The sequence below is a fragment of the Chloroflexus sp. genome, from assembly GCF_034432675.1.
Classification (GTDB): domain Bacteria; phylum Chloroflexota; class Chloroflexia; order Chloroflexales; family Chloroflexaceae; genus Chloroflexus.
On the sequence record NZ_DAOUBI010000096.1, the window covers coordinates 1 to 20643 of the forward strand.

General features: G+C 56.2%; 19 protein-coding genes. 10 read left to right on the forward strand and 9 right to left on the reverse strand.

The features are described 5' to 3' along the window. Together VAE55_RS07190 and sucC are read left to right on the forward strand one after the other, a co-directional pair. Positions 1 to 220, forward strand: a 220-nt coding sequence (locus VAE55_RS07190) for a hypothetical protein (RefSeq protein ID WP_322815114.1), incomplete at its 5' end; no start/stop codon positions are given. 253 nt (positions 221 to 473) lie between these two features. Beyond that, a complete protein-coding gene (sucC, locus tag VAE55_RS07195; RefSeq protein ID WP_322815115.1) occupies positions 474 to 1616 on the forward strand; it encodes an ADP-forming succinate--CoA ligase subunit beta in 1143 nt (380 codons plus the stop codon). On the opposite strand, the gene VAE55_RS07200 is transcribed toward sucC, so the two are convergent. Continuing rightward, positions 1611 to 2063 (reverse strand): helix-turn-helix transcriptional regulator, encoded by a 453-nt coding sequence (locus VAE55_RS07200; RefSeq protein WP_322815116.1) that lies wholly within the window; start codon positions 2061 to 2063, stop codon positions 1611 to 1613. The genes sucC and VAE55_RS07200 overlap by 6 nt on opposite strands. 127 nt (positions 2064 to 2190) lie before the next feature. Between VAE55_RS07200 and gmd the strand changes: the two genes are divergently transcribed. From gmd to VAE55_RS07235, 7 genes are all read left to right on the forward strand, one after another. Beyond that, on the forward strand, positions 2191 to 3165 hold the full coding sequence (gene gmd, locus VAE55_RS07205) for a GDP-mannose 4,6-dehydratase (protein WP_322815117.1): 975 nt from the start codon (positions 2191 to 2193) through the stop codon (positions 3163 to 3165). Continuing rightward, positions 3162 to 3365, forward strand: coding sequence for a hypothetical protein (locus VAE55_RS07210; protein ID WP_012660612.1), 204 nt, complete (start codon positions 3162 to 3164; stop codon positions 3363 to 3365). Before gmd ends, VAE55_RS07210 begins: the two co-directional genes overlap by 4 nt. Before the next feature lie 542 nt (positions 3366 to 3907). Next, positions 3908 to 5002 (forward strand): site-2 protease family protein, encoded by a 1095-nt coding sequence (locus VAE55_RS07215; RefSeq protein ID WP_322815118.1) that lies wholly within the window; start codon positions 3908 to 3910, stop codon positions 5000 to 5002. A gap of 23 nt (positions 5003 to 5025) precedes the next feature. Further along, positions 5026 to 5889 (forward strand): fumarylacetoacetate hydrolase family protein, encoded by an 864-nt coding sequence (locus VAE55_RS07220; protein WP_322815119.1) that lies wholly within the window; start codon positions 5026 to 5028, stop codon positions 5887 to 5889. Between the two features lie 176 nt (positions 5890 to 6065). Then, positions 6066 to 7307 (forward strand): beta-ketoacyl-ACP synthase II, encoded by a 1242-nt coding sequence (gene fabF / locus VAE55_RS07225; RefSeq protein WP_322815120.1) that lies wholly within the window; start codon positions 6066 to 6068, stop codon positions 7305 to 7307. A gap of 5 nt (positions 7308 to 7312) precedes the next feature. Further along, positions 7313 to 8044: a ribonuclease III gene (rnc, locus tag VAE55_RS07230; RefSeq protein WP_322815121.1), complete on the forward strand. Its 732-nt coding sequence runs from the start codon at positions 7313 to 7315 to the stop codon at positions 8042 to 8044. Between the two features lie 11 nt (positions 8045 to 8055). After that, positions 8056 to 8913, forward strand: a complete 858-nt coding sequence (locus VAE55_RS07235) for an SDR family oxidoreductase (RefSeq protein ID WP_322815122.1) — start codon at positions 8056 to 8058, stop codon at positions 8911 to 8913. Here VAE55_RS07235 and VAE55_RS07240 read toward each other — a convergent pair. The 3 genes from VAE55_RS07240 to VAE55_RS07250 form a co-directional block, all read right to left on the reverse strand. After that, positions 8910 to 9956 carry a zinc-dependent alcohol dehydrogenase family protein gene (locus VAE55_RS07240; RefSeq protein WP_322815123.1) on the reverse strand — a complete coding sequence of 349 codons (1047 nt, stop codon included), beginning with the start codon at positions 9954 to 9956 and terminating at the stop codon, positions 8910 to 8912. The genes VAE55_RS07235 and VAE55_RS07240 overlap by 4 nt on opposite strands. A 61-nt stretch (positions 9957 to 10017) precedes the next feature. Continuing rightward, the gene (locus VAE55_RS07245) at positions 10018 to 10854 is read right to left on the reverse strand and encodes a PIG-L deacetylase family protein (RefSeq protein WP_322815124.1); all 837 of its coding nucleotides are present in this window, start codon (positions 10852 to 10854) and stop codon (positions 10018 to 10020) included. A 588-nt stretch (positions 10855 to 11442) separates the two neighbouring features. After that, complete coding sequence (locus tag VAE55_RS07250; RefSeq protein WP_322815125.1) at positions 11443 to 12954, reverse strand: arginine decarboxylase; 1512 nt, start codon at positions 12952 to 12954, stop codon at positions 11443 to 11445. A 953-nt stretch (positions 12955 to 13907) separates the two neighbouring features. On the opposite strand from VAE55_RS07250, the gene VAE55_RS07255 reads away from it, so the two are divergent. Further along, on the forward strand, positions 13908 to 15707 hold the full coding sequence (locus VAE55_RS07255; RefSeq protein ID WP_322815126.1) for a peptidoglycan DD-metalloendopeptidase family protein: 1800 nt from the start codon (positions 13908 to 13910) through the stop codon (positions 15705 to 15707). Here VAE55_RS07255 and VAE55_RS07260 read toward each other — a convergent pair. The 5 genes from VAE55_RS07260 to VAE55_RS07280 are packed head-to-tail and all read right to left on the reverse strand — an operon-like array spanning position 15694 to position 20581. Continuing rightward, on the reverse strand, positions 15694 to 16473 hold the full coding sequence (locus VAE55_RS07260; protein WP_322815127.1) for a hypothetical protein: 780 nt from the start codon (positions 16471 to 16473) through the stop codon (positions 15694 to 15696). The two genes, VAE55_RS07255 and VAE55_RS07260, sit on opposite strands and share 14 nt — an antisense overlap. Further along, on the reverse strand, positions 16470 to 17525 hold the full coding sequence (locus VAE55_RS07265; RefSeq protein WP_322815128.1) for an ABC transporter ATP-binding protein: 1056 nt from the start codon (positions 17523 to 17525) through the stop codon (positions 16470 to 16472). Before VAE55_RS07265 ends, VAE55_RS07260 begins: the two co-directional genes overlap by 4 nt. 32 nt (positions 17526 to 17557) lie before the next feature. Next, the gene (locus VAE55_RS07270; protein WP_322815129.1) at positions 17558 to 18382 is read right to left on the reverse strand and encodes a hypothetical protein; all 825 of its coding nucleotides are present in this window, start codon (positions 18380 to 18382) and stop codon (positions 17558 to 17560) included. A gap of 22 nt (positions 18383 to 18404) precedes the next feature. Beyond that, complete coding sequence (locus tag VAE55_RS07275; protein WP_322815130.1) at positions 18405 to 19856, reverse strand: proton-conducting transporter membrane subunit; 1452 nt, start codon at positions 19854 to 19856, stop codon at positions 18405 to 18407. Between the two features lie 2 nt (positions 19857 to 19858). Continuing rightward, a complete protein-coding gene (locus tag VAE55_RS07280) occupies positions 19859 to 20581 on the reverse strand; it encodes a hypothetical protein (RefSeq protein WP_322815131.1) in 723 nt (240 codons plus the stop codon). Between the last annotated feature and the right edge of the window lie 62 nt (positions 20582 to 20643).

Consider the following 20643-nt stretch of genomic DNA (forward strand, 5'->3'; position numbering starts at 1 on the left):
GTGGCAGCGCCGTTTGGGTCAGGTGATAGGCGATACGCGCAACGTTGCCAGAACGGCTTGCTCGCGTGTTCAGAAACTATTGTTACCACATCTCATCAATGTGTGCAACAAAGCAAAGAAAAAACGTTTCGCACTGTTGGTAACGCTGCAGTGTAATCATGCTAACAGGAAACCAGACTCACATCAGGATAGCTGGCGTATTCTGAAAAAAGCGGATTAGCACCGCTGAAAGAGTATCGGATTACGACACTCACAAACCATTGAAGTGTCAAAATTTTTATTGCATCTTTCGACATCTCAACAATCATGAGATCGAGCAAAGATCAATCTCATGCACATAGTTTGCACAGTCAAAATGTTTGACATCTCGCCGATCCCTGTGATACTATTCCGGCAGTTATATGGTAGGTATCCCGTGAGTATAGGCGTTCTCTTCTACCAAAAGATCGTGATGCGGGCAGTGGAGATTTGGCATGAAGTTGCATGAATATCAGGCTCGCGACCTGTTAGCCCGTTTTGGTATTCCGGTGACAGGTGGCGGGGTAGCGGTTACACCGGTGGAAGCACGAACCATCGCCGCAGAGATCGGCGGCCCGGTCGTGGTGAAAGCCCAGGTACATGTTGGTGGACGTGGTAAGGCTGGTGGTGTAAAGCTGGCGCAAACCCCAACTGAGGCCGAGCAGGTTGCCAGACAGATTCTTGGTATGAACATCAAGGGGTTGACGGTTGAGAAGGTATTGGTTGCCGAAGCGGTCAGCTACAAGCGCGAGCTGTATCTCTCGGCCATCCTTGATCGCGGCAGCAAGCGCGTGATGATGATTGCCTCGGCTGAAGGTGGGGTTGAAATTGAAGAAGTAGCGAAAACGAACCCCGACGCCATCATCAAGATTCCGGCCCATCCAACGATGGGTCTGCTCGATTTTCAGGCCCGGGAGCTGGCGTTTCGTATTGGCTTAACCGATGGCAAGCAAGCGCGTCAGTTCGCGCAAATTGCCAGTGCTCTGTATCGAGCTTTTGTGGAGTGTGATGCCTCACTGGTGGAGATCAATCCGTTGGTTGTCAAGGCCGACGGCAGTCTGCTCGCCCTCGACTCGAAAATTCTCCTCGATGAGAGTGCGCTATTCCGCCATCCCGATCTGGCTGCCCTGCATGACCCCTCTGCCGAGCCGGAAGCTGAGCGGCGTGCCCGCGAAGCGGGTATCACCTATATTAAGCTCGATGGCAACATTGGCTGCATGGTCAATGGTGCCGGTCTGGCGATGGCCACCATGGATGTGATTAAGCTCTCAGGTGGCGAGCCGGCCAATTTCCTTGATATTGGTGGTGGTGCCGGCAAAGAGAAGGTCAAAGCCGCTTTACAGATCATTCTCTCTGATCCAAACGTTAAGGCGGTGTTGTTTAATATCTTTGGCGGGATCACGCGGGTCGACGAAGTGGCACGCGGGATTATTGCTGCGCTCGAAGAGGTGCCAACCGATGTACCGATGGTGGCCCGGCTGGTGGGGACAAATGAAGAAGCCGGACGGGCACTGCTGGCCGAGTCGAAGTTGATCCCTGCGGCAACCCTGGCTGAGGGTGCGCAGAAGGCAGTAGCAGCCGCTCGCGGTGAGTTATAAGTAGCGGTCAAGATCGCGGCGAGCAGCGGCAAGCAAGTCCAGCTCACGCCGGTCGGTTGTCTCCTGCGTAAGGCGTTCGAGCCGGATACGCCATTCGTCAAGGATGGCCGTTGCTCGCCCGGTCGCAATTGGCCCGACTGCCGCAATCCACTCACAATCACGGGCCAACAACGCAAGCTGTAGTTCGACTTCAGTATAGCGACAGGTTACAAACGGTAAGCGCTCGGCACGTGCCGGTGGGTAATCGGTACCGGCAACAAGCTTCAACGGCTCGCGCTTAAATAAACCGGCTAATAGCGTAATGGTACGCTCTCCAGGCACTGATAGCCCCAACTCGATATGCGATACTGCTACTCGCGAAATGGCGAGCCGTTCGGCAAGCTCTTGCTGAGTCCAGCCCAACTCATTGCGGAGGCAGGCAATCCGTTGTCCTATTGGTTCGTTCATACAGGCACATGGTAACTCACTTAGCAGACACACAACTCGTTTCATTGTATAGTAGCACCGTTTGTTGAAGCGCGAGAACGTTTGCTTGTGCTGGTTTTGTGCTGCTAACGTGAGAGGATAACAAAGTATGGCTTCAAAGCGTGCGTTGATCACCGGTATTACTGGTCAAGATGGCAGTTACCTTGCCGAGTTCCTCCTTGCCAGGGGGTATGAGGTAATCGGCATGGTGCGTCGCTCGAGCACCGTCAATTTCGAGCGTATCAGGCATATTCAGGACAAAATCACGCTGGTAAGTGGCGATCTGCTCGATGAAGTATCGCTGATCCATATCCTGCGCGAGCATCACCCACATGAGGTGTACAATCTGGCCGCACAGTCGTTCGTGCAGACATCGTGGCCCCAACCTGTGTTCACCGGCGAAACGACAGCTCTGGGTGTAACCCGCTTACTTGATGCGGTACGGATTGTTGATCCCGAAATTCGCTTTTATCAGGCGTCGAGCAGTGAGATGTTCGGCAAAGTGGTGGAGGTGCCCCAGAAGGAGACGACACCCTTTTACCCTCGCAGCCCCTACGGGGTTGCGAAGGTATACGGTCACTGGATCACGGTCAACTATCGTGAGAGCTACGGCATGCACGCTACGTCGGGCATTCTGTTCAATCACGAGAGTCCGCGTCGTGGTCTTGAATTTGTGACGCGCAAGATTTCTCATGGCGTGGCGCGAATTAAACTCGGTCTTGATGAAGAACTACGCCTGGGTAATCTTGAAGCGCGGCGGGATTGGGGGTTTGCCGGCGATTACGTGGAGGCAATGTGGCTGATGTTGCAGCAGGATCAGCCAGAAGATTACGTGATCGCTACCGGTGAGACCCATTCGGTTCGTGAGTTTTGTGAACTGGCATTTGGTTATGTTGGTCTTGACTATCGCGATTATGTGGTGATCGATCAGCGCTTCATGCGTCCGGCTGAAGTTGATTTGCTGATCGGTGATGCCAGCAAGGCTCGCCAAAAACTGGGCTGGCAACCACGCACTACGTTCCCTGAACTGGTGCAGATGATGGTTGAGGCTGATCTACAGTTAGTTAAGGAGCAGATGCGATGAATCAAGCTGAGACTCGGTTGATCGAGGAAGGATGGGCAGCATTGGTTGAGCGTCTGGGTCTGGCGAATGCAAGTCGGTTTATTATGTTGCTGGATCGACGCACTGGTGGTGCGCGTCAGCATCTCCAGTCATTGTGGGGGGTGCGACCTCATCCGTCGCACCGTTCGCAACCTCCGGTGGTCAATCACTCTGACTCGTAACTCACCTCGCATCCGGTCTCAATCCGCCGCTCTGCCCGGATATGGGTAGAGCGGTTTTTTGTTTCATCACCGGAATATGCCAGGTTGCAGTATCGTGTTTCACGCCAGTGTTGCCTGCATGTATACCAACTCTTGCTCAACGACAGGCACCTGCATCCTCCCTGTGCTAAAGTACAACTGGCGAGCCACTGTTCATCCCAGCGCCGCAGCGCATTCAACTTTGCGTCATCTGCAGAGGCATCCCTGTTGGTCAGGAATGTACCATGACCCGGTATGCTCCTCGCCCTACTATGCCAGCAGCGTGCAGTTCAGACGATAATCACCTGCGCCCCATGCTGTGCCCACCGCTATGCCAGTGCTGCCCGCATCTTGGCACCAGCGTTGCATCAGTCACCATACCGGTCGTAGGGGCAACGTGCGGGATCGTTGTGATCATCTGACTTGTCAAATAAAATGGCTTCTACATCGAACTGGCAAACAGCGCTGAGGCGCGTCTGTGGTAAGATGAATAGTGACATCATCGCAGCAAAGGACTCATCGCTATGTTTGACTTTGATCCTACGTCTGCACTCCGCATATTGGCCGCCGAAGTTATGCTGGTGCATTCCAGTGAAGAACTGGCAAACGGTGATCTGCGGGCGGTGCGTTGTCGAGGGCAGTTACTTCTGGAGGCGCAGGCAGCCCACGATGCTATCGTTGCCCGTGCCCAGGCGTTTGGGTATACGCCACTCTTTCAGCACGATCCTATCGGTGCCGCGATCTTGTTTATTCCGACACCGCCGAAGGCGCCACCTTCGCGGCTCTGGCTGGCGGTTTTGCTCTTTGTACTGACAATTGCCTCGACGATGCTGGTTGGTGGGCAGGAATATATCGAAAGCACCGGCCAGATCGTCTTCAACTGGGGCTACGCATTGAGTTTTAGTGGCTCATTGCTGGCGATTCTGCTTGCCCATGAACTCGGCCACTTCATTGTGGCCCGGCGTGAGGGCGTGGCAGTCAGTTATCCTTTTTTTATCCCGATGCCGCTCTTTTTACTCGGCACAATGGGTGCGTTCATCGCGATTAAAGACCTCGTTCCGAATCGACGGGCATTGCTGGCAATCGGTATTGCCGGGCCGCTGGCCGGCTTGGTCGTCGCTATTCCGGTTCTGGGAATCGGGCTGAGCATCTCGGAAGTGAAGCAGGTGGTGCCACTCCCTGGAAGTTTTACCGAAGGCAATTCATTGCTGTATGCGGCGATGAAGATCCTTATTTTCGGGCGCTTTTTGCCCTCAGGTGGCGAAGATGTCTATCTCCATCCAATGGCTCTGGCCGGTTGGGCCGGTTTGCTGGTGACCGGCCTCAATCTGCTGCCGGCCGGTCAGCTTGATGGGGGTCATGTCTTTTTCGCTCTGTTTGGTGCACGAGCGGCACGGATTATGAGTATGATTGTTGCAGTTGCTTTGCTGGGGCTGGGGTTTCTCTGGTCGGGCTGGTTCATCTGGGCGGTTATGGTCGCGCTGGTTGGTCAGCAGCGTAGTCCGTTGCGCAATGAGATTTCACCACTTGAGGGGCCATGGCGCTGGCTGGCGTATCTTGGCCTCTTGACGTTTATTCTGGTCTTCACACCGGTTCCGATTACGGCTATGACGCCGTAAATGCAGGTGATGATGGAGGGTACATGAAACTCTTAACCTATCGCTATGGTGGGGTTGAACGGATTGGTGCTCTGCGGGGCGATGAGGTGATCGATCTGTCGGCGGTGGCAGCGTCCATGCTCGATCTGATCGATGGTGGGCCAGAGTTGCTGGCTGCGGCACAGCAGATCGTCGCTACAGCGGAAGGAGGGGTGGCGCTGGCTGCGGTTGAGTTGCGTGCGCCAATTCCGCGACCGCGCAAGAACATCATCTGTCTGGGGATGAATTATGCTGCTCATGCGATTGAGTCGTTGCGGGCGAAAGGGTTGCCGGAAAAGCTGCCCGAATACCCCGTCTTCTTCAGTAAGATGCCGACGGCAGTCAATCATCCCAATGCACCGGTATCGTTGATGGCTGATGTCTCGGCGCAGCGCGACTGGGAGGTTGAGCTGGCGGTGATTATCGGGCGGCGTGGGCGGAATATTCCGGCAAGTGCTGCGCTCGATTACGTCTTCGGCTATACCATTATGAATGATGTGAGCGCACGCGATCTTCAGACGCGCCATCAACAGTTTTTTTACAGCAAGAGCCTCGACGGTAGTGCCCCGCTGGGACCGTGGATTGTCACCGCTGATGAAATTCCCGAGCCACACGCGCTCGGCATCCGGCTGCGCCTCAATGGCGAGCTGGTGCAGAATTCGGTAACGGGTGATATGATCTTTGACATTCCCACCTGTATTGCCACCTTCAGCCGTGGCGTGACTCTCGAACCGGGCGATATTATTGCGACCGGTACGCCTTCAGGGGTCGGTATGGGGATGACGCCGCAACGCTGGTTGAAGGTAGGGGATGTGATGGAGGCCGAGATTGATGGGATTGGGGTGCTGAAGAATGTCGTGAGTGAGTAGACTGGTTTGCCCTTATTCCATAATACATGGTAGACGAATGCACAGAAAAAGCGCTCTGTGCATTCGTCTGCCACGCCCTCGTACTCGGTACATCAGGCAATTGTCGTCAGATAGTGAGCAACGTGATATAATGCGCGCCGATGTTAGTAGTTACATACAACACTTAAGGAGTAAGCATGGATCGACGGGTGGTGGTGACCGGAATGGGGGCAATCAGCCCACTTGGTCTCAGCGTAGCCGAACTCTGGCAGGGGATCGTCGCAGCGCGGAGCGGCGTCGGTCCGATCACATTGTTCGATCCAACCGGTTTTGATACCCGGTTTGCCGCTGAGGTGAAGGGTTTCGATCCCACGAATTATATGGATCGCAAAGAGGCACGACGCACCGACCGCTTCGTGCAGTTTGCAGTGGCTGCGACCAGAGAAGCGTTACGCGATGCCGAACTTGAGATCACGCCCGCCAATCGTGATGAAATCGGGGTCTTTATTGCCAGTGGGATCGGTGGCATTGGCACCCTCTCGGAGCAGTTAGACGTTCTGCGCAGTCGCGGGCCGGGGCGGATCAGTCCCTTCCTCATTCCGGCGATGATCACCAATCTGGCCGCCGGTCAGGTTTCCATTGTCACCGGTGCCCGTGGGCCGAGCTACTGTGTGACATCGGCCTGTGCGAGTTCAGCCCACGCCATTGGCGAGGCAGCAGAGACTATTCGCCGTGGATGGGCAAAGGCGATCATTGTTGGTGGCAGTGAAGCCAGCATTACCCCTATTGGCGTCGCCGGCTTCAATGCGATGCGCGCCCTCTCGACGCGCAACGAAGATTATGCCCATGCCTCACGACCATTTGACGCCGAGCGTGATGGGTTTGTGATGGGTGAAGGTGCAGCGGTACTCATCCTCGAAGACCTTGAATTCGCTCGTGCCCGTGGTGCGCGTATTTTAGCCGAGGTGGTGGGGTATGGTGCAACATCTGATGCCTACCATATCTCGAATCTGGCCGAGGATGGCGAAGGTGTCGCACGGGCGATTCGGCTGGCCCTGCAGCGGGGTGCTCTGGCCCCAGAGGATGTGGATTATATCAATGCGCACGCCACCTCAACCCCGGCCGGTGACCCGGTTGAGACAACTGCCATCAAGCAGGTCTTCGGCGGACGTGAGAAATCACCGCCGGTGAGTGCCAGCAAGTCGCAGTTCGGTCATCTGCTCGGTGCAGCCGGTGCTATCGAAGCAGTCGTGACTATCCTGGCGATGCAGAACAATCTCCTGCCGGCAACCATCAATCTTCAGCAACCAGACCCGGCCTGTGATCTCGATTTTGTGCCCGGTCAGCCGCGCCCGGCTCGGATTGAGGTAGCCCTAAGCAACTCGTTTGGCTTTGGCGGACACAATGTGTGCCTTGCCTTTCGTAAATACCACGGATAGACGCTATGAATGATCAACTGACCGAACTAGAGCGGGTAATCGGGATCACTTTTCGTGATCGAGCGCTGTTGCAGACGGCATTTATGCACCGTTCGCTGTTCAACGAACAGCCGCATCTGCTGAATCACCTGACCGACAATGAACGGTTAGAGTTTCTCGGCGACTCGGTACTCCATTTTGTAACCACAACCTGGTTGTTCGAGACCTTTCCCGACCAGGATGAGGCTACCCTGACCAACTGGCGGGCCGCGTTGGTGAGCACGAAGGGATTGGCCGAATGTGCTGCTCAGTTCAATCTAGGCCAGTATGCCTATCTATCGCGAGGCGAAGACAACCCTGGCGGTCGTAGCCGCCAGAAGCTGCTGGCCGATCTGTTTGAAGCGCTAGTAGGGGCCATCTACCTGGATCAAGGGCTTGAGAAAGCACGGGCGTTCATTGTGCCATTCTGGCAAGCCCGGATCGAGCAGATTATTCACATCGATCTCGATCCAACAACGCGCTTACAGGAATTGATGCAGGCTCGCTTCAAGCAACTCCCCGACTATTCAATGGAAGAGGCGCGAGGCCCGGAACACCAGCGTGAGTACGTGATGGCGGTCACTGTAGCGGGTCGCAAATTTACCGGCTCTGGTTCGAGCAAGAAAGAGGCCAAGCGTGCGGCCGCACGTAAAGCGTTGAAGGCCTTGGAGCACGACTTCACTGCAACGGCCATAGACGCTCAGGATGAGCGCAACTGAAGCATACCACGATGAATGGCGAACGGTATCTGATCACCGGTGGTACAGGGTATCTGGGGCAGGCGTTGATCCGTCACGCCCGTCGTCTGGGTGTGCAGATTGCTGCTACCTTTCACTCGCAGACTCCGCCATCGCTGATAGAGGTTGCCTGGCATCCCCTCGATCTCCGCGACGCAGCGGCGGTTATGGCATTGATCCGCGAGGTGCAGCCGACCGTTATTGTCCATACCGCATTCCGCCAATACGATCCCGACTTGATGGCGGTAACCGGGGAGGGTGCCGGCCATGTGGCCGTGGCTGCTGCCCAGATTGGCGCCCGCCTGATCCATATGTCGAGCGATGTCATTTTTGACGGAGAAAAGGGCGGGCTATACACAGAAGATGATCCGCCCAATCCAATCACCGATTATGGTCGCGCAAAAGCGCGGGCTGAAGCGTTGGTGCATGCAGCGTATCCGGCGGCAGCCATTGTGCGCACGTCACTCATTTACGGTTTTGAGCCGATGGATCGCCATACGGCTTTTGCCCTGGCCGTGGTACGCGGAGAGCGCCCGGAACGGTTGTTTCGTGATGAGTTCCGTTGTCCGATCTTTGTCGATGATCTGGCCGTAGCCCTGATCGATCTGGCGCAACGGGATTACCGTGGTGTGATCAACCTTGCCGGCGCCGAGATACTCAGCCGCTATGAGTGGGGCTGCTTGCTGGCGCAGGCTTACGGTCTCGATCCAGGTCTCATACGTGGTGCCTGGAGTGTCGAGAGTCCAACACCACGACCACGCAACTGTGCGCTCGACATCAGCCGGGCGCGTCAGCTCGGTTTTCGCCTGCGGGGAGTGCGCGAAGTGTTGCAGTCGCCTGGTCGGCTCTAACCCTGAAACCCTGTAATCACCGTCACTCCAGAACCACGGAAACTATCGAGATCGACCAGGGCCGCCGGTGCTTCACTCAGGCTAATCGTGCGGCCAATCAGGCGTTGCGGTTGTACTTTGCCAGACTGGATGAGGTCGAGCATCGCATCATAGCGGTAAGCCTGCATCCCATGACTTCCCATAATCGTCAACTCACGCGCGACCACGATATCCATCGGCAACGGAGGCATCCGTTGGTCGGCCAGCAGCAGACCAACCTGCACATGGCGCCCGCGCTTCCGCAGACTGGCAATGGCATTGGCGCAGGTCATAGGACTACCCAACGCATCAATCGCGAGGTGTACCCCACCGCGGCTGAGATCGCGAACCACGCTTACCACATCCGGTTCAGTAGTGGCATCAATCACCGCCGTTGCACCTACCGCCTGGGCCAGTGCCAGCCGTTCCGGGTTAATATCGATTCCGATCACCTGTCCACCGAGGGCAGAGGCTAACATAATCGCCGAGAGACCAACGCCACCACACCCGTAAACCGCCACCCACTCGCCTGCACGTACCTGGCCCAAATCAACGACGGCGCGAAAGGCAGTTGCAAAGCGACATCCCAGACTGGCGGCAGTCGTGAAGCTCATATCGGCAGGCAAGCGCACCAGATTCAGATCGGCACGATCAATGGCAACGTATTCAGCAAACGATCCCCAATGCGTGAATCCCGGTTGAAACTGGTTGTCGCACACCTGTTGCTGGCCGGCCTGACACTGAGGGCAAAAACCACAGGCACACACAAAGGGAACGGTGACCCGATCACCGATTCGCCAGCGCCGAACCTGTGATCCGACGGCAACAATCTCGCCGGCCAGTTCGTGGCCTGGCACATGCGGCAGCTTAATATCGGGATCATGCCCCATCCAGCCATGCCAGTCGCTGCGACACAGGCCGGTAGCGCGTACTGCGAGCACGACACCATCTGGCGTTGGGGCTGGATCGGGCAGCGTGGCGATCCATGGCATCTGACCAAACGCTTCATAATAGACGGCGCGCATGGGAGTCTCCTTACGTAGCAGGTGAATGTTTGTTCGCTCTCACCCATGTTAGCACATCTTGCTATGTATACCGACAGTCTCCACTACGCATCCAAAAGCGTTCACCGTAGAGCGTACCCGGCGGTGCAACCTGCCGGGCATACGTGCGCACAGCATCGGCCATCACATCAACCGCCTCACCATTCGCGATCGGATGGCCTAACTGACTGCAGCTCAGTTCGGCCAGTTGACTGGCATACGCTGTAATGGCAGCCAGACGTGTCGTCATTCGTTCGTCAATAGTCCGAACCAGCGGGCGCAATGACCAATCGAGGATGTATAGTCGTTGTTCAAGTGCACCGGGGCGCACCACGTAGGGAAAATCCTCGTACCACATCACCGGACCCTCTATCGTCGCCGCAGCCAGACAGGTCAATTGGTGATCGACGTGATTCCCCACACCCAAGGGGGCGTAGACGGTAGCGTGGGGAAACCGGTGGCGAAGCTGGTGATACAGATCGTGAAGAGTGGTGAACAGCGGATCACCAGCAGCCGGCTCTCCGAAGAGTGCTGCACGACTGTTGTACACCGCTGGCATCCGGTAGATGGCATCAAGCGCACCGACCCACAACCCATCGGCCCCCAATATCGACAGCGCTGTCTCCTCTTCGCGGCAGCGGGTTTGCATCACCATCGTCGGTGACAACCCCCAATCAGCATGAAATTGTTGGGCCAGCGTACTAAACTGCATATCAGTGGGTGGCGTTGCGGTACAGATCGTCACCACCAACACCGGTTCGCCAGCAGCCACCGCGGCGGCCAGCGAACCGCCACAGGAAAGGGCAGCATCATCGAGATGGGGGGAAAGCACAATATGGTGATACGAACGCTGAAGATCGGCGAGATGCGAGACAATCATGGCTGAAATGACCTTTCATGCCTGAAATGCTGGCAGCATAGCTGATAAGCTGCTGCGCATGATAGACGCTTTCGTTCTTTCTGCAGTTTCATCATGAGCTGACGATGAATAAGTTGCAATCAGGCAGGTGCCTATTCAGGCTCAATAACTGGCGAAAGTCTTATCATATCAGTGAGTACGTGTTATTTTCCGTAGCCCGCGGGGATGCATCGGATCGACACCTCGTGTCAGGGCAAGATGGTGGCAAAATAGTTGTGCCAATACTGCCGGTGCAATATTTCAAACCAAAATCACGTCCAGTCTTATTGAGATTTTGCTGAATGGCCAGTTCTTTGTTAGCAGGTATTGCATCAGTTGCCATTCGTTCGTTGTACCCTGCTCTCGCACATCGCTGTTCTAAGAATGTCTGAAGGCTGGATTCTGATGTTTTCCCGTAACTGGAGTTGATGTCTACCTGATTGGATTTGTTATTTTACTGACAAAATTTCTAAATTTAAGGATGACAGGTTTGTCAACCGAAGTGATACTGCTCTCAAAAACCAACAGGTGGCCCGCAGAGGCCACCTCTCATCATCGTATCACCTTACCTCAAATCGATACCATTCGCTCCCGGGTACGCCGGCGAGCAGCAAGTACTGCCGAGCGGGCTGGCTGGCGGAATGGCAACGGCAGTGCTGTCGGCTGCGGACGATAACCGAGCAAGCGCATAATAGTCGCCTGATCCTGCTGTGGCACCAGCCGTGAACTGAGACGCCCATCACGCTCTTCGACGATGAAGCGAGCCGCTTCGGGCGTCAGACAGTGGTGGGCTCCACCACGGCCAGAAATCATCTGCTGGTACGCACCAATGCCGAAAATGGCCAGGACCAAACCGCCATCGGTCTCCGGCAACCACAATGGCGGCTGTTCCGGTCGCGGATAGATGTCATCGCTGTCGCATGTGCGCCGACCGGCAAGCCGTACTGGACGCACTGGCCGATGCCAGTCGCTGAGCGGCAGGATGACAAACTCCTGCCCACTGACGAAAAGGGTGTCCGGTAACATCACCATCAGTGAGCCATTGATCAAATACCAGTCCGGTTGATCGGGTTGTCCCGCTTTCACGGCGCCCACCTCAACCAGATAGGCGCTGTGGGTGGCGACGGTGTAACGGCCAAATTCACCGATTAACTCCGGCACCGGTACATCGTATTCGGCACACAGATCGCGCACCGTTGCCATCAGCCGGGCAAGAAAACGCTGGTAGTCGAAGTTGAAGGTCAACTGATACCCGGCAGTTGGTACGCCACCACCAAAATTGAAGTAGCGCAGGGTTGGTACACGGCGGCGTAGACGACAATAGTTCTCAATCGAAGCCCGCAGGGTGGTCAGGAAGTGCCCTTCGTCTTCGATCTGGCTGCCGATCATGGCGTGGTACAGCACAAGCCGGTGTTCAGTTGTTGCAATCAGATCGGCAGCCTGTTCGATCTCGGCCATTGTCAGACCAAAACGATCATTGCCGGGGTGTCGACCATCCCGATTTCCGGCAGCACGTTCACGCACGCCAAATTGTAAGGGTGCCGGCGTTGTGATCAGATCGTGCAATTCACTGAGATCATCGAGGACGGGTATCACCGTCTCGCAACCGTCGAGACGCAATTGCCGGATCGCGTTGCGGTAGGCCGGCTCCTTTGAGCCGTTGCAACAGATCAGTCGATCAGGTGGCAGGATGCCCTGACGCCAGAGACCATGGGCGATGATCAGGTCGGCAGTTGCCGAGGTTTCATAATGAGCACCAGCCGCCAACGCTGTTTGCACCGCCTCGGCAGCAAAGTTAGCCTTGGTCGCATAGGCGTAATGAAAGGGAGCTGCGTATTCGGTAGCGGCACGAGCCTGCGCGGCCCAGCCGATCATGCGGTGAATTTGTGCAGTAATTTGCGGTGTGTATACGACTTCCAGCGGTGCACCGTGTTGGCGTACCAGTCGGTTCAAGTTGAGACGATCACCAAAGTAGAGGTCGCCGTCGTAACGGCTCACGAAATCGGTCAGGTGGCCCTCACCGGCAAAGCCGGTCTGCTGTGCAATCAAGTCGGCAAAGGTTAGCGTCTTCAACTGTACCACATTCCTCCATTCATACAGTGGAAACAACCCGCACAACGAAACCAAGGCAAAACAAGACCCTTCCCACCAGAAGCGGGCAAGATCACGAGCGAACACCGGCAATGGCCGTGACAGGCACTAGATTGCCGTGACCATAGCGATTCAGCGTCAGGGGATGAAAAAAGGCCCTGCACCTGATGCAGTGGCCGGAGAAGCGAGAACGCGCAGCGTCACTCGCGCACGTCTAGTAGATAAAACCTACCGACGCACGGCGTGCAGGTGTGCAGTTTGGGGAGCGCTGAATCGCGCGTAAATTGTATGCGCCGTCCATACTGCCTCACACAAGCCCGCCCGACGTCGTCTTCTCCATGGGGCACCAGCGTACCGTGACGACGATTTCCGCTCGGCGTTCGGTGTTGCGTGTTACGTGTGTCGGGTGCCTTCCCGAAACGCGAAACCCGTAACCCGAACGTAACGGGGGGCGCGAATGACATGGTCGATTGGCTCGACCGAGTGCGCATTATACATCTATCAGGGGTAATCGTCAATAGGGTAACGGGCTTGAGTCTTGAGCAGATGCGATGCTCATCTCACTACAGAAGTACTTCAGGGGCAGACAAGATATGCGAGCGTTTATGAGAGATAGATCTTTGAAATGCTATGAATGCCCTCATCCTTACCGCCTCTCTCGCCACGCCTGAGCGGAGAGACCCGATGCCTCACTAGGGCGTTCTGACGAGCGACGCTGTGTTAGCCCATATCGTCTATCCCCTCACCAACACGCCCCAGCGGCTCAAGTCTCTGTGGTGCCTCTCCTACACCTTCTGTATCCTCCGTGCCTCTGTGGTGCCTTTCCCACTGCCCTCTGTGTCCTCCGTGTCTCTGTGGTGCACCTCCCCTCCCCACCGGGACAGCAGGGATTGTGACTCGCCTCTCTTTCCAACGTCTCCCCAAACTCTTGCTATAATGCTGCTATGCGTTACCTGTTACTTACCCTCGCTATCGTGCTAACTGCATGTGCGGCTCCGCTGCCGCTACCACCGACAAATACACCGCTGTCGGTGATCACGCCGACTGTTGTGAGTCAGGTGCCGACTGCTACCTCATTCACCCCGGTCCCAACTGCTACACCGCTGGCAACACCCACGCCGGCACCGACGGCCACACCGCAACCTGCCGTGCATCCCCTCTTCGATCCACAACGGCTCAGCTACGACCACAATTTCAGCGGACCGGAGATTCAGGCATTTCTGGAAGCGCACCAGAGTCCGCTGGCAACGATGCGTATCACTATTGGCGGTCGCAGCCATTCGTTTACCGATGTTCTGGTGTCGCTGAGTAATCTCTACAGTGTCAGCCCGCGATTACTGTTGAGTCTCATGGATGTGCAGAGTGGTCTCCTCAGCACACCTAACCCCAGTAGTGATCAGATGGCCTGGGCTGCCGGGTTTCGGGGCGAGAATGGGAGTCGACGCGGTCTGTTTGCGCAGTTACGCTGGCTGACCCGCGAACTACGGGCTGCCTTGCGCGACTATGCATTGCTGGGGCCGATGGCTTTACCTCCGCTTACGTTTGCCGATGGGAGCACCCTGGCGCTCCCGCCCGGAACTGATCTGAGTCGCTATGTCCTTAGTCGAGCATTGGCACCGACAACTACTTCCAACCGTCTTGAAGCACTGCTCGTAGCCGTTGCGCCAACTTACCTGCGCCTGTTCGACCTCGATCCACGGCTGGAGCCAACCGATTGGCCGCCACCCGCTGAACCGTTTCTTACTCGTCCGACCGAACGAAACTTCCCGGTCACCTCCTTTTTCGATCACGATGCCCCTTTTCTCCGCACGAATGGCTCTCTGCATACCTTTTGGGGACGCGCTGAAACTGACCGGGCGTTCGCCTATGATGGCCATACCGGTTGGGATTATGCAATGGGGCCTCCGGATCGGGTATTGGCTGCGGCACCCGGTCAGGTCGTGTTTGCCGGCTATTCTGATGATGGCTGTGCAACACCGGCCGGGGCAGTGATTATCGAACACGGCAACGGCTATCGTACGCTCTACTGGCATCTGGCTCGGGTGAGTGTGACGGTTGGAACGATGGTGGAGCGGGGGGCAGTGATCGGGATTGCCGGCGATACCGGCTGTGCCCGTGGTGCGCATCTCCATTTGCAGGTGCAGTACCTGGGGCGTGATGTCGATCCGTATGGCTGGTGTGGTACCGACCCCGATCCATGGGCGCTGAATCCGGTTGGTCAGATCAGTGTCTGGCTGTGGGTCGATATGCCATCACCTTGTGCGCCACCGCCGCCGGGTGTGGTCGTGGTTGATGATCGCGATCCCGGCTTTTTGCTGAGTGGTGACTGGCAGGTCATTGATATAGGCTACGCCGGTGGTGCCCGCTTTGCGCCATCAACCTTAACCCCCAGCATTGCTCGTCCCTGGCGTTTTAGCGATTTCGCAGCCCCCCTGGTGGCCGTCTGGCAACCAGTGCTTCCGACCGGCGGGCAATACCGGGTGCTGGCATACGTACCGTTTGCCCTTAACGGCTATGACGACTCGCGTGAAGCCCGCTTTCTCATTCGTCATCAAGACGGTGAGACAGTGGTGACCGTTGATCTGGAAGCCGAACGCAACTGGTGGGCAGATTTGGGAGTCTATACCTTTGACCCGGCATCCTCACCGCTGGTAGCGACCGGTACCATTGCCGGTGATCGCCGACGTGGTATCTGGGCTGACGCGGTGGCGTTCGTGCCGGTGACTGATGCTACGATACGCTGAAGATCAGGTCACGCTGGTTAAACGCATAGCGGGCCAGTCCTAGAAATGCCAGTAAGAGTGAACTCTGCGCGACCAGGTTAGCCCAGACCGAGACCTCACTGAAACTACCGCTGATGCTAATCTGGTAGCCGTAAAAGATTGGAACCAGCGGCCCGCTCAACACGGTTTGCACGGCGTGTAAGATCGTAACCAACAAGGGATTGATCTCTTCGAGTTGATTGATGATTGGGCCGCTGATCACGTTACTCGATAGTGCCAATGCAATCAAGGCAAGCACGAACAAACGCCAGCCAGTACCCAACACCAGAGGCGAAAGTAAGATCGTCAGGGCGGAGAACAACCCGATATTGAGCATAAGCGGTAAGCTGGCCAGGAACCAGCCAATGAGATCGAGATCAACCACTCGATTTGTCAGGGCTACCAGCAGGCAGAGTATTCCGTACATAACCAGCACAACAAGACAGGCAGCGTAAAACAGCCCGATCAGATACGCACCACGACTGACGTTGTGCGACAGAACAATGTAGCCCTGGGGTCGATCACCTAAGCCGATCATAAAACCGGTACTCAGAATGGCCAGAACTGGCCCAAAGATGCCTGCCACAGTAAACAGATAGCCGGCATTCATTGGGGTGCCAGTAGGGCGCAGGAATACAACATAACTGGCAATCATGATGGTCAATTCGAAAAAGAACCGGCCAGAGCGCAAATACTCAAGTAAGGTGAAGCCGGTCAGGAGTATAGCTTGTTTACCGGTTCGGATCATTGCTTGCCATCCTTTTGTCTGGAGTCGCCCCCTCTTCGTTGCAGTAATCGTTTCAAGAGCGGATCAATGTTATCGGTTGGGGCCGGATTGATGGCTTCGTTCAGGATAACACGTAGCGGCTCCTGGTCGGTAACCAGCAGGTTATCCACCGGTTCGCCGCGTACTGTGCGCATATAGATCTGCGCCAGGCGACTCAACTGTGGCTCTAGCGCCCGGATTGTCACATTCGCTTCGATCAAGGCCTGGAGAACTTTTGCCTGTAATTCAGGTGAATGCGGACTGATCACAACTGCCTGTTCGTCGCAGCGGATCTCGCGTCCGATCATCTCTAATCGCTGGCGTAATGGCAGGTCGAGTGGCTCGGTTTGGACGACCATACTGCCGGTCAGGTGTCGTACATCGGCGACATTCACCTCAAGCGCAACCTTACCGTTGGTTAAAATACCGACCCGGTCGCAGAGGTATTCAACTTCAGCGAGGCGGTGGGTGCAGAGCAAGACGGTGTGCCCGCGCTGGCGAACATCGTTCAACAAGACGAGCAGTTCTTGCTGGCCGTCGAGATCCAGGCCGCTGGTTGGCTCATCGATCAGCAAAAGATCGGGATCGGTAAGCAGGGCCTGGGCGATGCCCAAACGTTGAATCATGCCTTTCGAGAGGGTGCGCAGGTAGCGGTTGGCAACAGCAGTTAAGCCGGTTAGCTCGAGTAACTCGTCGATCCGCTGGCGTAGGATTGTCTCCGACATGCCATCGAAACGACCGAGGAAGGTAAGGTATTCGCGTGGTGTGTAGTAGTTGTGATAACGCTGCCGTTCGGGGATGTAGCCGATCTGCCGCCGCTGCGCCTCGAGATCAGCACTGCCCAGCACGCGAATCCGCCCGCTATCGGGGTGTAAAAAACCAAGTAACAGATGGAGAAGCGTTGATTTACCGGCACCATTCGGCCCTAGCAAGCCGTACACTTCACCTGCCGCAACCCGCAGATGAACACCGCGCAAGACCGATACATGACCGTAGCTTTTGGTAAGGCCTTCAACAACGATGACATCGGTCATGGGATTGATCTCCTGAGTGGTGTCTGCCGTAACTACATCTGCCCCACAGATATGGCTACCAGGGCCAGTCCGGCCAGGCTACCTGCCCCGATGAGGGTGAACCGCAGCGCAGCCGGCACGCTAAAGCGCGGAAATCGTCCGTTGAGCCACCGTAATCCCAGTGTGGTGATGATACTCCCAATGCCAATCACCAACAGACCCAGCCACACCGGCAGCACTGCTATCGGGAAACCGGCTAGCCAGATGGTGGCAATGAGTGCCGCAGCCAGGGTATCGCGAGCGAACGTCAGCGTTGTTGCCGCCCGGGTGGAAAGACCTTCCGTAATCCCCTGCGGGCCAAGTGATGGTTCAGGGCCGAAGGGTCCCCAGTTGATAGCTGCCGGCAGGCTCAGGAGAGCACTCACCAGGACGAAGCCGTGTCCGCTCAGTGACCAGCCATTGAGGTTGTCGGCGGCTGCCAGGCCGGTGGCAATACTTCCCCACAGTATCGCCCTTGCCAGCATGCCGATTTGCGCTTCCCGTAGCGCAGAACGGACTGTACGAGGTGCACCTGCCATCAGAGCCGGCAACAGCAGTGACCATGCAGCCAGTTCAAACAATGCCCAGCTACCGATCCAACCGAACGGTAATGACCACTGATGCCCTGGCCAGGTCAAACCGGCCAGTCCTCCACCGATCAACGCCAGCGATGTCAACCCCAGACCGTCGGTGAGATCAGGACTGACGATCATTTTACCGGGAAATGGCAGTGGCCGACCGGATAGGATTCGATAACCGATACTTAACCCTATTGCAAATAATATACCCGGATAGAGCAAAAGTGCAACCAATCCGGCTATAACTACGTCAGTCGTCAATTTTGCCTCCCATGACCACCGGTTATCCCGAACTCAGTGCTGCCAGGCTGCGCACGGCGGCTTCAATCGTGGCCAGTAATGTTTGCGGGATCGCCCCAATCACCAGCATGGCTGCTATCAACCCGATGATCAGCCACCTGGCAGTCCACGGCTCTGGTGAGAGCCGAACCGGAGCGGGCCGGTCGACCTCAGTTTCGCCCAACAGTCGCGGCTCGACTTCGGCAACCTTACTACGTGATCCGATCAGGTACTGGACGGTCAGTTGGATCAGGGTCAGTGTCGCCAGGCTCATTGCCGCTACCAGAATGAATACCTCGACCAGACCGGCGTCAGCCGCAGCCTGAAGCGCCAGCAGGTAGGCGCTTCCGCCTGGTGATGGCAACCATCCCGTTAATGCCAGACCGCCTGCCAGTAACCCTGCACCGGCGACCGGTCGCTGCCAGATCAGGTCGTTGTACGGCTCGATAGTGCCCCTGCCAATAGCATGTTCAAGCAGAGTCAGACTGATAAGCACTGTTGTGATTGCCAGCGCGATATTGATTGCACCGAAAACGGCTCCGCTCAACCCGATGAGTGACAGAGATGCAAAACTGTAGAAGATAACACCACAATGGCCGGTAATCAGATAGGCCAGCCGTTGGCGCAATGAGGCAGCGGTAAGCGCCAGCGCACTGCTCAGGAAGGCACTGAACGCGGCTCCAATGCGTAGCACAGTCAGGGCCTGCCCGCCTTCAAAGAGCAACGTGGGGTAGCTTTGCAGCGTGAGCAGGAAGACGAGCAAACTAGCCGGTACCGGCAAAGCAATGATCAACACTGACGCCAGCGAACCGGCATAGGTAATGAGATCGACCAGCCAGGCGTGGAAGGGCACGAGCGCCATACGGAGGGCAAAACCGGCTGCAAGCAACGCCAGGATAAAGCGAGCCGGTGAAATTCGACCCGGGAGTTCGCCCGGTCGGAATAGATCGGTGAGCACGTAGGCAGCGTAGAGCAGGATGCCGGCGACTACCATCAACACCAGATACTTCAACGCGGTTGCCAATATTTGTCTGCTTACCAGAACACCTGCACCAACCGGCAGATCGACAATTGCCAGCACCGCGGTGAGCGCGATTGCTACCAGCATCAAAGCCGTCACAAACGAGTCTTGCATGAGCAGAATGGCAACGATTTGGGCGATGATGAGCAGGCCGGTTGCACTGAAGTTCTCGCCGTGGGGAAATACCCACGCCGCGATCAGCACCACAATCCCTATGCCTAGAAAAAGGAACAGAAAAATTTGGTGCAGCGGGCTGAGTAGCATGGTAACGCCGAAAATTCGTACCGGATCATCTACTCGCACCTGTACAGCAAGCAACAGTTCAACAATCAGCGTGCCAATGCCCAAACCAACGGCAATGCGTGGCATGCGGCGTAGCAGAAAGGTGCTAAACGCCATACTAATTGGAAAGAAGATGAGCAGCAGGTATAGCATAGTTATCCGCGGTATAGCTCACTGATCGTAAGCGTCTTCAACCGCCCGTAGACTAATCCGGCCAGGTATGCGATGGCCAACGCCAGCAATATCTGCACAATGCTGAGGAGCAAGAGTGGCATGATCTTTAGTCCGCTCGCGGTTGGGGCACTGATAACCGCACTGTACAACAGATCGATACCACTCGTGCAGAGGAGCATCCCCAGCCCGATCTTCAATACATCGTTTGCAGTTGCCATTGCCAGCACGCCACTGAGAACCAGCCAGTACCAGGCAAAATCGAGACTGGGGCTGGGGGCAATCGGATAGATGATGGGCAGCATCAGGCTGGCAGTCAGTCCGGCGACTCCCGATAAAAACGGCAGGAGATATTCATTCAAGCGGGTCGATTCGGTTGAACGCTGCCGTGTCGCGGCTCGTAACGCACGTCGTAATTCGGCCTGCCCAAATTCATCGAGGTTTTCCAGACCGTAGTCGTGCGAAAAGGTCAATGCTGTGACGGCAAGAATCAGCGCAGCACAAACCCCTGTCACTAGCTTGATCAATGCCAGTGAGCTAACGTTGAATTGGGTGAAATCGGGCGCGATGAACGGCTGTTCGTTGAGCAGGCCGGCCAGGCCGAAATAGTTGAGTAATAGCAGCCCAACGGTCAGGCGCCAGTCGCGTAACAGTAAGATACCACCGGCTGAGATACCGATCACGATAATCCAGGGATCTATTGTCATACTATGTTGTCCTCGACCAACCTGCGCTTGCGAGTCTATCCGAACAGGGTGCAATAGGTTCT